Consider the following 13,121-nt stretch of genomic DNA (forward strand, 5'->3'; position numbering starts at 1 on the left):
ATACAACCCTCTATTATTATTTATTATCCTATCATCACGTTGAGTGAAAAGCCCTTATGTCTGAATCCACAACAGAACGCCAACCCAATCGTCTGAGTCACGAAACGAGCCCTTACCTCCTTCAACATGCCTACAACCCGGTCGATTGGTTCCCGTGGGGAGAGGAGGCGCTGAATCTGGCAAAAAAAGAAAATAAGCCTATCTTGCTCTCCATAGGCTATTCAGCCTGCCATTGGTGCCACGTAATGGAGCGGGAATCCTTTGAGAATCAGGCCATTGCAGACCTGATGAACCGGTACTTTGTGAATATTAAAGTGGACAGGGAAGAACGTCCGGATTTGGATGAAATCTATATGCAGGCCACGACTGCCATGAACCAGGGGCACGGCGGATGGCCCATGACCGTATTTCTCACCCCTGATCAGGAACCCATTTTTGCGGGAACCTATTTCCCTCCCACCGACCGCTATGGTCGTCCGGGATTCGGATCAATCCTGACAAACATTGGGGAGGGGTGGAAGAAAGATCAATCCAACATCACCCAACAAGCCAGTCGATTCACCGCACGCCTGCGAAACGCCCTGCACCCCGCGTCTCCCCTTGCTGTTGGTGCAGCCGAGATTGAAGATGCCGTCAAGCAATATGCCCGTGATTTCGACGCACGTTACGGGGGATTTGGACGTGCACCAAAATTTCCACCTTCCACCGGCCTTTCCTTTCTCCTGCGCCAATATCACTGGAGCCGAGAGAAAAAAATACTGGCCATGGTCACCAAAACCCTGGATGGGATGGCCGAAGGCGGACTGTATGATCATATCGGTGGAGGATTTGCTCGCTATTCCACCGATGACGAATGGTTAGCCCCGCACTTTGAAAAAATGCTGTATGACAACGCACTCCTTGCACGGACATACGTTGAAGCGTTTCAAGTCACAGGTGAGAATCGATACCGCCAGGTCGCCACAGAGACCTTAGATTACATTTTGCGAGAAATGACTGCACCGGAAGGTGGTTTTTATTCAGCCACTGATGCGGACAGCGAAGGTGTAGAAGGCAAGTTTTTCGTGTGGACGCCGGAACAGATACGTGAAATTCTGACAAACGAACAAGACGCCACTCGCTTCTGCGCGTATTACGACATCACGGATGAAGGCAATTGGGAACACACCAACATCCCACGCACAAAAAAATCACCAGAAACCGTAGCGAAGGAATTAGGCTGTTCCCCTGAAGACTTACGTGAGACCATCATGCGTACAAAATCAATCGTGTATCAGGCTCGCCTGAATCGTGTACCACCGGGACTGGATGACAAAATCATCACCGCCTGGAATGGCATGATGATCGGGACGATGGCCGAAGCCGGTCGGGTATTCAGCCACCAACCCTATCTGGATGGTGCCATGCGGGCTGCCGATTTCCTGCTGACCACGCTTTCACGGCCGGAAAGCCGGCTCTGGCGCACCTATCGGGCAGGGCATGCCCATCTTAATGCCTGCTTGGAAGATTATGCCTATGCGGCCGAGGCGATGATCGATGTCTATGAAGCCACGGGGTATGAACGGTATCTCCATGAAGGGGTCTCATTAGCAGAACGCCTCATTGAAGACTTTGAAGATCGAGACCATGGAGGATTCTTTACCACAGCCGCCGATCATGAGGCCTTAATTATCCGGGGGCGGGAAGGCGCCGATGGTGCAACCCCCAGTGGAAATGCGGTGGCCGCATCGGCGTTAGCCCGCTTATCATTTCACTGTGATCGCGAAGAATTCCGAAAAGCCGCGACCAATGCTATTCGTGCCTATGGACAACAAATCGGTCAGGTGCCACGAGGGTTTCCCAAAAGTCTCATGGTCGTCGATCTTTTATTACGAGGCCCGGTGGAATTGGCTCTCGTGGGATCTCCCACAGACAAGGGATATAGACAACTCCGCACGGCGGTTAATGCGTGTTTCGTACCGTATCGCATTTTGGCCTATCGGGAAGAGCTGGAGACTGAAACCCCTCATCCCCTGTTAACTGGGAAAACCCTGGTCAATGGGCAAGCCGCGCTCTATGTCTGTAAGAACTTTGCCTGTCAGGCTCCAATTACCGATCCTCAAAAGGCAATTGACGTATTGACCTTTTCTCAGGGAACCATCACCTCACCGGACCCACCCGTGCAAGCACTGACCAGCCAGGGACTTTCCGGACATGCCACTCCTCAAGGGACGGGCCAGTACGTGGCCAGAATCCTGGCCAGCCCCCAGGATTTGCGCCCTTCCTCTCATGGATATACCTCTTTGGGTTCAACCGAATTGACCACTTCTCGGATAGGCTTTGGTGGTTACCGGATCAATCTTGGAGTAGAAGACCACCGAAGGGCCCTTGAAAAGTCTTTACAAGGCGGGTGCAACCTTATCGATACGTCCACCAATTATGCCGACGGTGGGAGCGAACGCCTGGTGGGTGTTGTGCTCAAGGATCTCATCGCAAAAGAGGTTGTCTCTCGCGATGAAGTCATCGTGGTTTCCAAAGTCGGCTATGTGCAGGGAAATAATCTTACGCGCGCTGAGACCAGGGAACAAGCCGGCAAACCATTTCCCGAGATGGTCAAATACGGCGAAGGCATCTGGCATTGCCTCCATCCTTCGTTTCTCGAAGAACAACTCATTCTGTCCCTTGATCGCCTGGGACTGGAAACTCTGGATATCTGCCTCCTGCACAATCCAGAATATTTTCTCTCCGATGCCAAGAACAGGAATTTGTCGATTGATCCCATCAGACTTGAAGATCTCCGGCAGGAGTTTTATCGCCGCCTGCAACAGGCATTTTCTTATCTGGAGACACAAATCGCCGCCGGCAGGTTGCAATACTATGGTGTCTCCTCCAACACCTGCACGGCCAAACCCGGTAATCCCGAAGCCACCTCACTCTCTCGCATGCTCAAGGCCGCTGAGGCTGCCGCGAAGCACGCCGGCATTCCGCACCATCATTTTCGAATACTGCAACTCCCGATGAATGTGTTTGAATCGGGAGCCCTGCTCACGCCCAATACTGGCCCCGAACAGGCGCAAACGGTCTTGGCATTCGCCCAGGAAGCCAACATTGCTGTCTTGGTGAACCGGCCTCTGAATGCCATTCCTGGAAAAGGCGGAGGCATGATCCGCCTCGCAGACCCTCAGGTGGAAATTTCCAATACAAACTTTGATGCCCAACAACCAAAAGTCGCCGCGCTGGAGCACGACTACAAGCAGGTGTTAGCACCCCAAGTCCCCAACCCCGAAAAAGGGGCTGCTCCGCTGGACTATTTCAACTGGGCCGAAGAACTAAAGCGGATTCGTCCGTCCATCCAAAATCTCGAGCACTGGGACCAAATTGAATCACAAACGATTGCCCCACATGCCAATCAGGTCTTCCAACTGCTCACCCGACATTTCGCCGGCAAACAGGAAGAGGAACAAATATGGGAATCGTGGCGCGATCGCTATGTCCCTGAACTCGTCTCCCTCCTTAAGGTCATGCGCATGGAGGCCGCCCAAAAAAGTGCAAAGAAACTCTCTGAAATTCGTAAGCTCATTGACCCCCTCATACCAGAATCCAACCGGGAAGAACCCTTTGCCCGTAAAGCTCTCTGGGCGGTTGCCAGTATCCCAGGTGTAACCTGTGTGCTCAACGGCATGCGACATCCTGTTTATGTGGATGACTCCCTGACCATTCTGAAATGGGAAGCGCTCCCTCAACCCCGAGCACTATTTGAGACTATTCATACACGCGAGGTTCCCTGATACCCAATTCCATATTATTTATAATTTGAAAATGAAACCAAGTTTCATTATTGCCAACAAACTCTAATATTTGATAAGTTTATTTTATGGAAACAATTGGATCATTAATCGGGCTTGGCGCGATTGCGGGGGTTTTCCCGATTTATCTCGGCATTGTCTTGGCCTTAATAGTTGCAAAGGCCTTGAGCAGGACTTGGGAAGGCTATTTAACTGGAATCGCCACCGGTGTACTGGTCTATCTCTTTTTTGACCTCATGCACGAGGCCGTGGAATTCACGGGCGCGACAGACGTCCTTTCGTGGGTCGCCTTTCTCGGAAGCCTGTTGATTGGGTTTGTGGGACTGGTCCTCATTGAGCAACGCCAACAGGGTCGTAACCGGACAGAGCCATCCAAGCTTTTTCTCCCCTATATGATTGCCCTAGGAATGGGCCTTCATAATTTGGGCGAGGGCCTGGCAATCGGCGCCGCCTACATGCAGGGCGAATGGATCTTAAGCGGGGTCCTCATTATGGGTTTCGCTCTACACAATGGGACAGAAGGATTTGCCATCATCGGCTCGGCTGGAAAATCAAGGCCGAGTTTCAAAGATATCATTTTGATGGGATTGCTGGCAGGTCTGCCAACTTGTCTGGGAACTTTAATCAGCGGATTCGCGGTTTCTCACTATTTTACCATCATGTTTTTTGCATTAGCCGCGGGCTCGCTGTTATACGTAATCTTTTCTCTCACGACGATTTTCTATACCGCCACCCGACGGGTCCAATCGGCCTATGGGGTCTTCACCGGTATCAGTCTCATGTTCCTCACGGCCATGTTTCTGCAGATCGTCAGCGGCATCCGTACGTAAGAGGGCAACGGGCTGAAGTCTAGCACTCTAGAAATTCAGGGCGACCAAAAGTTCGCTGCACGTCCTTCTAACACCCTCTTTCTTTTTGCACAAAAAACCGCGAGTCTCTTCTTCTCAGGATAAGATCAAAAAATCCCGTTTTCCACTATTGGCATGAGCTGTCTGGTCTCCATGCGAAATTCTCCATCACAAGTGAAGATTTCTTAACACCTCACAAAGTTTCTCAACTACTCCTCTCCACATATTTGAGGATACTCCCTTGAAAGCTGTGCATAGATTGGTGGGTCAAGTCGAGCCTGCCGCAACGATTTGGCTTTTGACAATTGGAGGAGAGTCGTGTTGTAAAGATCCTGAAGATTAGCCTCCTGCAAATTCACCTGAATCAGTGAAGCCTGCTCAACATTCGCACCTCCTAGATTCGCTTGCTTGAGATTGGCCTGCGCCAAATCAGCACGACCAAGATTGGCGCTAGCAAGATCCGCCTGGCCCAGGTTTGCCTCTCGCAGCTTACATCCCTCCAAATTGGCCTCAATGAGTTTTGCGCCTTGCAAATTGGCCAAGAGAAGATTCGCTTCAGTCAGATTCGCCTCGGTGAGATCTGCCCCTGTTAAATCCGTTTTGGCAAGATGTGCCCGCTCAAGATTCGCCCGTATGAGTATGGCCCGGAGAAGATCAGCGTCACTCACATTCGCATTTTCCAAGTTCGCGCCGGTCAAATTCGTTTCCAACAAACTGGACTCCGTCAAATTAGCCCCGGACAATATGGCACCTGAAAGATCCGCGTGATTGAAATTGACATCTTGCAAGTTAGCACCGGCCAAATCGACGCAGGACAATTCCAGTCTGGAGAAATTTCCACCACTCAAATCTATGCGAATGGAAGGATTGGCTTTTCTCCATGCATTCCAGATATTTACCCCCGCCTTGATAAGCTTCAGTTGCTCTTGATTCGCCATGAGACTCCTTTAATGACATATCCGATTTTGATAAACATTTTATCTTTGGCTGACACATCTGTCCTCGACAATGGCTTAAAACGTTGAAACAAAATTTAACACTCCACCTTTCTTCATATGCGGGAGTAGACCAACCCACACACCAGTTATCAAATACGGCAATTTTATCGTAAAATGCCCATGATGGTTCGCAATCTGGCGAATAGGCCAATCATGAGGAAGAACCCGAAATCCAAATGACAGGTTGTTGGAAACACATTTTTATCGATTCCATAGTCGAGTCCAATTGCCCCATTCCTCTCCCCACATACGCAGGCCGGCTTGAACCTGATGCAGGCTTTCCTCCCTCGCTGTTTGCACCGTCATGTCTTCCGATCCGATACTTGCCATGAACCAGACTGCTCCATCGCGATCAGTCCGGTATACAGGAAGGCCTCGCTGTCCATACGCATCCAACACCTCAGGAGCTGGATGTCCGTACCGGTTATGGGCGCCCACCGAAACAACCATCGCCTCAGCTTGAAGGCGATTCACCCATTCATGATGCAAAGAACTTTTTGCTCCATGATGCGGTACTTTCACGATGCGGGCAGAATGACCATTAGAAACCCGCAGCAATTCATTCAGAGATTGCTGTTCCGCATCGGCCGTGAACAAAAATGAATGCGGCCCGCACTCGAGCCTGGTGACAAGCGATCGATTATTGAGACTCTTGCTACTAGACACTTTCCAGGAACCATATTCCTCCGTCCCTGGGCTGGGGGAGGGACCAAGCACAGTCAGAGAGCAAGGTCCTGGGCTGACAATGACAGATCCTGCTTTGCCTGTCTGTTCCTGAAGTCCAGCAGATTTCACCGCCGAATGGAGGCGAGAGAAAAAGCGTTCCGGGCGAGAGATGCCATTATCCCAATATTGTCCCACTTCGAACGTATCCAACACCCACGGCAGGCCACCCACATGATCCCATTGCGGATGCGTTGCAACCACATGATCCAGCCTTCGTATACCCTGATTCCAGAGATACGGTCCGATGACGGCACGTCCCATATCCAAACGTCGATAGGATGGTCCACCATCGATTAAGACGGTTTGACCGTCGGGTAATTCAATGAGGGTGGCATCACCTTGTCCCACATCCAGGAACGTGACTCGTACGGTTCCTGGATCCCACCCTGTGCGCGGGGACCATCCCCACCACAGGAGAATCGCAAGCAGGATTGTGCCACACCCCCATCGAATCAGCTGCCGATGCCACATAACCACAACCACGGCCAACAGTCCCCAAAAGACGACCATCGAACTCAAGCTCGGCGATGCGACATACCAGGCTGCTCCGGGAACATGTGAGAACATCATCACGACCTGAGCCAGCCAGTCAAAGACCCATTGATTCAGACTGGACAAAGGGAGAGTTCCTCCTCCCTCCACTAAGACAATCATCCCTGACAACAAACCTAAAGGAATCATGATCGCGCCGACCAAGGGCACAATCACCATATTTGCCAATAACCCCAGCCAGGGTATTTGATGAAAGTCATGGGCGACCAAAGGCAAAGTGGTCAAGCTGACTGCGAGGGTCATCAGCCAGGCTAATACGGTCTTTTGCCAGAGTCCCAAGAGCCATGTCGGTTGTGCTGGTGGGAAGGCTGCATCTAATCCGAATAGATTGGATTCCTTTTCTCTCCGTGCCTGAACCACAAGGGCAATTGCAGCAACTGAGAGATATGATAACTGGAAAGAAATATCCTGAATGGCCTCAGGATGCGGCAATACCATAAGGAGGGCGGCTAGGGCTAACGCCGTCACCAGATTGCGTTCCCTTCCCAACCATATGCCAGCACAACACACCACGATCATGATCCATGAGCGGACCGTCGCCATTTCCGCTCCCGCCAGCAAGGTATAAAAGGAGACGGCCGGCAATGTGATAAGAACCGCAAACCGTGTGGCGGTGAGTCGTAACGAAAGTTGTTCCAGCCAAACCGTCGGTAACTGGCGCAGACTCCATCGCGCCCCGGCAAAAATCAACAAGGCCAATAACCCTAAATGAGATCCGGAGATCGAGAGAATATGGACGGTTCCGCTGGCCATAAAAGCGTCCCGAATATCCGACTCAATATAACTTTGCTCTCCCAATACCATCCCTAGGAACAATCCCAAGGCAGGATTTGTGAGACTGGAGACCGCCGCATGATGAATCGATTGGCGCCAGCGATCGACCACACCCAATATCAACCCACGGGTGGTCCGCTCTTGGGTGCCCTGAATCCTGATGGCTTCCGGGCCTTGCACGGTCGCGACAGCATGAATTCCTTGCCGTTTTAAATATCGTCCATAATGAAACCCGCCAGGGTTCATGGTTCCATAGGGTTCGCGTACTCGGGCCATAAAGGCGACCTGATCACCGTAAATTAATGTAGAAGCACCTGGTTCCCGCCAAGAGAGACGGATTCGCCCATGAGCCATCTGCTCCTCTCCCTGTTTCACCATATGGGTCGCCTCCACCAACAAAATCAGCCCATCCGGAGTCTGCCTGACCGGTGCAACAATAGTTCCTTCAAGGAAGATGGGCTGTTCATCCGCTTCGATAACTAGATTCAAATCCCATTGCGTGGTCGAGGCCCAATAAGCATGGCCAATTCCTCCCACCACAAGGGCAAACATGATGAACCCGGTCTTTCGAGTTAGACGTCGCTGTTGTTCAAACCAGGTGAGAATGCACCCAAAAATAAAAAGAGCCCCCAAAAGTGATAGGGGGAAGAAGGTGAGAAACGGGCCAAACCACAGCCCAGTGAGGTAGGACACTACTCCATGGAGTATCACATAGGACAATGCATATGGTTAATGAAACTCTTTAGCAAGATCGACGACAGCGGCCTCTTACTGAATGCAGGACTTCACCACTGTGATTAAATCTTCTGCAATCTCCTGAATGACCTGGTTATCTTGACCTTCAACCATCACTCGCAGCAACGGTTCCGTACCGGAATAGCGTACAAGAATCCGTCCAGTTCCATTCAGCATCCGCTCTTTGTCTTGAATAGCCTGCTGTAACTGGGGAAGGCTCTGCAGGTCTGGCTTGCGGGGAACGGTGACTCCCACCAACACTTGAGGCGTCGAATGCATACACATGGCAATTTCCGACAACGGTTTTTGGGCCCGTTTCATCAGCTTCAGCATTTGCAAGCCGGTGATCATTCCATCTCCGCTCGTATGATAATCCAAAAAGATCATATGGCCGGATTGCTCTCCACCCAGATTAAAATCTTCGGCCACCATTCGCTCCAAGATATATCGATCCCCAACAGCCGTTCGCACCAAATTGATACCAGCCTCTCTCATACAGACCTCAAACCCAAAATTACTCATCACGGTTCCGACCACCGTATCGTGTCGTAATCGGCCTAGCCGTTTAAGGTCAAGAGCAAAAGCCGCCAAGGCATGATCTCCATCGACCACCTGTCCCTTCTCACAGACAAACAAAGCCCGATCCGCGTCTCCGTCCAGGGCAATACCGAGGTCGGCCTTCCGGTCTCGAACCATCTGCTGTAATCGTTCCGGGTGCACCGCACCACACCCGTCATTAATATTGAGACCGTCAGGTTCATTGCCCATCACCCAGACCTTCGCGCCTAGTTCATGAATGACCTTTGGGAAAACGTGATACGCTGCTCCATGGGCACAATCCAAGACAATTCGCATATTCTGAAAATCCATTTCACGGGGAAGCGAACGCTTGACGAACTCAATATATCGTCCTTCAGCATCATCAATGCGATAGGCTTTCCCGATGGCGTCAGCGGTCGGTCGAATATGCTCTATTTCATTGGAAAGAATAAGATTCTCAATACGGTGTTCCAGTTCATCCGGCAATTTCATCCCGTCATTCGAAAAAAACTTTATCCCATTATCCTGATAGGGATTGTGAGAAGCAGAAATCATCACCCCGGCATCGGCTCTCAAGCTACGGGTCATGAACGCAATTGCCGGGGTCGGTAAGGGTCCGACTAATAAAACATCCACACCCATAGAGCACAGTCCGGCAGTTAGGGCCGACTCCAGCATATACCCGGACACACGAGTATCTTTGCCAATGATGATTTTATGTCGTCCATCACGTTTACGAAAAACATGGGCTGCCGCCCGTCCTAATTTCATGGCCATTTCGCTAGTCATCGGATCCAGGTTCGCGACCCCACGCACCCCATCCGTACCGAATAGTTTCCCCATGTGGTTCCCTTTTTTAGTAATAAACTCAGACCTTAAAAAAATTGAGTAGCGGGAAACATATGTTGTCGCACCACTCAAAAGTGCATCAAAGGCCTGGAACGAACATTTAAAAAATCCAGTCCAAGCAATTGTCGTAAGCCGGACCAAGCAGTGAAAACGCCACGGGGGGAGATCTTACCACCGACCCTATTACTTGTCGCACAAATTTTGTAAAGCTTGAGCCACTTTAATAGCATCGTGCATGGCTCCCACCTCATGAACTCGTACAATATGTGCTCCCTGCCAGACAGCAGCGGCCACCGCAACAGCATTCCCGAATTCCCGTTTTCCAACCGGCTTTCCCGTTAATGTGCCTATAAAGGCTTTCCGTGACACCCCAATTAAAATAGGGTGTCCCAAAGAAAGGAATTCCCCAATGTTACTAAGAATTTCTAAGTTATGATCAAGGGTTTTCCCAAACCCGATTCCCGGATCAATTATAATATGATCTGCCGGAATCCCCATCGATCGAGCCATGGAGACCCGTTCAGATAAAAAGTCTTTAATTTCAACCACGACATCTTTATATTGTGGGGCATGCTGCATATTTATACTATGCCCTTGCCGGTGCATGAGGACCAACCCTGCTCCGGTTTCTTGAATCAATTGAGCCATTCGAGGATCATCTTGAAGAGCGCTCACATCATTGATGATATCGGCACCTAAATCCAATGCGGTTCGAGCCACAGCAGCTTTGCGTGTATCAATAGAAATGGGGATATTGGTGAGTTTTCTCAACACGGTCAGAATGGGAGCAATGCGATTTATTTCCTCATTCTTGTCCACATATAACGCTCCAGGTCTCGTCGATTCTCCCCCGATATCAATTAAGTCCGCTCCCTCGGCAATCATCTGTTGTGCTCGTTCAATGGCGGCCTCAGGGTTGAGGGAATGTCCATCATCAGAAAAAGAATCAGGGGTCATGTTCAAGATACCCATGATTAAGACCTTTGACCCAATGGGCATCGTCTTTTCCCTGCATCGGATTGCAGTAAACGTGGGACCTGAGACAGCTGCGGGTTTCATGCGTCTATGTCGTTAACCAACTCATCGACACGAAGGGTTGTAAATATCAAAGAGGACTTTCTGCTCTATAAATTTCAACGAATTGAATGACTAGAAAAGCTGCGAATAGACAAAGAAAAGAATAGTCGGGGGTAACGTTTGGTAGATAACTTCTTAAGGGGGAAGCCCTCACAATAGTGATGGGCCCAATTAACATGCTCTAAACCCACGGTGGATAAAGAAACATGATCTCAATGGAAACTAGGGGGTTCAAACATTTGAGTTTTTCATAAGGGGGTGTATGGAAAACAAACCAGGTCAGCTTGGAACGAAAATTCCCTGGTTATTCTAATTGATGAAAAAATGCGGAAATCTCATTACACTGCTGCAGCCTGCTCAAGCGAAGATGACTGTTGAACAATTTTTTCAATTTCTATGCCGTCTAACACCTCTTTTTCCAACAACGCTTCAGCGATGGCCCGTAATGTATGGATGTGTTCGGTTAGCATCCTGGTCGTTCGTTCATAAGATTCCACTACAAGCCGTTTGACTTCCTTGTCAATTTCTAAAGCCACTTGATCACTAAAATCTCTACGAGAACCGAAATCACGTCCCAGGAAAACTTCTTCGTCTTTTTTTCCAAATGTCAAGGGACCTAATTTTTCACTCATACCCCATTCGCAAACCATTTTTCTCGCCAAATCAGTGGCCCGCTCAATATCATTCCCAGCCCCAGTCGTCACGCTTTTAAATATTAATTCTTCTGCCACGCGCCCCCCAAACAGAATGGAGAGTGTATTGTACAAAAAGTCCTTCGAGTAACTATGTCGGTCATCGATGGGCAGTTGCATCGTCATGCCCAAAGCCCGGCCCCGAGGGATAATGGTGACCTTATGAACAGGATCCGTTCCTGGTAGGAGTTTCGCCATCAAAGCGTGGCCGGCCTCATGAAACGCCGTTGTGCGCTTCTCTTCCTCAGTCAAAACCATGCTCTTACGTTCGACACCCATTAAGACCTTATCTTTGGCGTTTTCAAAGTCTATTTGGTCAACAGTTTTCTTATCCAGGCGAGCAGCCCACAAGGCGGCTTCGTTAACCAGATTTTCCAAATCAGCCCCGGAAAAACCTGGAGTCCCTCTGGCAATTTGTTCCAAATCCACATCTGACGAGACAGGGACTTTTTTAGTATGAACCTTGAGAATTTCCCCTCTCCCACGAACATCAGGACGATTCACGACAACTTGCCGATCAAACCGGCCTGGTCGTAACAAGGCAGGATCCAGCACATCAGGTCTATTGGTCGCCGCAATCAGGATCACCCCTTCCGTGGTATCAAACCCATCCATTTCAACTAATAATTGATTTAGTGTTTGCTCCCGTTCATCATGCCCTCCCCCAAGACCGGCGCCACGCAATCGGCCTACCGCATCAATTTCATCAATAAAAATGATACAGGGCGCATGCTTTTTCCCCTGCTCAAAGAGATCTCGAACCCGGGAAGCCCCGACTCCGACAAACATTTCTACAAAATCCGATCCACTAATGCTGAAAAACGGCACACCAGCCTCGCCAGCAATCGCTTTGGCTAACAAGGTTTTTCCCGTACCTGGAGGCCCAACAATCAAAACTCCCTTAGGAATACGCCCACCTAATTTTTGAAATTTTGCAGGGTCCTTCAGAAAATCAATGATTTCCACCACTTCCTCTTTTGCCTCATCCACCCCCGCGACATCCGCAAACGTGATTTTTTTCTTCTCCTCGGTTAGGAGGCGTGCACGGCTTTTCCCAAATGACAGAGCCCGGTTGCCGCCCATCTGCATTTGACGCATCAGGAAAAACCACAATCCCAAAAAGAGTACAAATGGTCCCCAGGAGAGCAGAAAGGTGATGTACCAGGGATTATCTTCAGGTGGTTTGGCTTCAATTTGTACGTTTTTTTCCTGCAAAACCTTAACCAGGTCTGGATACTCAACCGAATAGGTTTGGATCCGGGTACCATCCTTCAAAATCGCACTGATATTATTGTTCTTGATGATAACTCGTTCAACATCCCCTTTTTCCAAGTGAGCCATGAAATCACTAAAGATGACGGGATCTTCAGGGTGCTGATTGGGCACCGTAAAGAGATTGAACAACAAAATCATGAACAGACACACAAACACCCAAAACAGTAAGTTTTTCACCCGAGAATTCATACCGAGGGTAACCCCCTTAGCAATTCAAATGTCATAAAAGAGCCGTACCGCCATTAGCTTAACCAATTGATTCTATCACGC

The 13,121-nt window shown here is 49.8% G+C and carries 7 protein-coding genes; 2 read left to right on the forward strand and 5 right to left on the reverse strand.

The genetic code is table 11. The features are described from left to right. Positions 1–56: 56 nt before the first annotated feature. Together LX98_RS15495 and LX98_RS15500 are read left to right on the forward strand one after the other, a co-directional pair. Positions 57–3,767, forward strand: a complete 3,711-nt coding sequence (locus LX98_RS15495) for an aldo/keto reductase (protein WP_496429762.1) — start codon at positions 57–59, stop codon at positions 3,765–3,767. Positions 3,768–3,853: 86 nt separating this feature from the next. Then, positions 3,854–4,615, forward strand: a complete 762-nt coding sequence (locus tag LX98_RS15500) for a ZIP family metal transporter (protein WP_496429763.1) — start codon at positions 3,854–3,856, stop codon at positions 4,613–4,615. 227 nt (positions 4,616–4,842) lie between these two features. Here LX98_RS15500 and LX98_RS15505 read toward each other — a convergent pair whose 3' ends face one another. From LX98_RS15505 to ftsH, 5 genes are all read right to left on the reverse strand, one after another. After that, positions 4,843–5,571 (reverse strand): pentapeptide repeat-containing protein, encoded by a 729-nt coding sequence (locus LX98_RS15505; protein ID WP_496429764.1) that lies wholly within the window; start codon positions 5,569–5,571, stop codon positions 4,843–4,845. A gap of 261 nt (positions 5,572–5,832) precedes the next feature. Beyond that, entirely contained in the window at positions 5,833–8,376 is a 2,544-nt protein-coding gene (locus LX98_RS15510) for a DNA internalization-related competence protein ComEC/Rec2 (RefSeq protein WP_496429765.1), read from the reverse strand. 75 nt (positions 8,377–8,451) lie between these two features. After that, entirely contained in the window at positions 8,452–9,801 is a 1,350-nt protein-coding gene (gene glmM, locus LX98_RS15515) for a phosphoglucosamine mutase (RefSeq protein ID WP_496429766.1), read from the reverse strand. 189 nt (positions 9,802–9,990) lie between these two features. After that, the gene (gene folP, locus LX98_RS15520) at positions 9,991–10,866 is read right to left on the reverse strand and encodes a dihydropteroate synthase (RefSeq protein WP_496429767.1); all 876 of its coding nucleotides are present in this window, start codon (positions 10,864–10,866) and stop codon (positions 9,991–9,993) included. A 356-nt stretch (positions 10,867–11,222) separates the two neighbouring features. After that, a complete protein-coding gene (ftsH, locus tag LX98_RS15525; RefSeq protein WP_496429768.1) occupies positions 11,223–13,040 on the reverse strand; it encodes an ATP-dependent zinc metalloprotease FtsH in 1,818 nt (605 codons plus the stop codon). Positions 13,041–13,121: the final 81 nt, after the last annotated feature.

This window comes from Nitrospira marina (genome assembly GCF_059568365.1).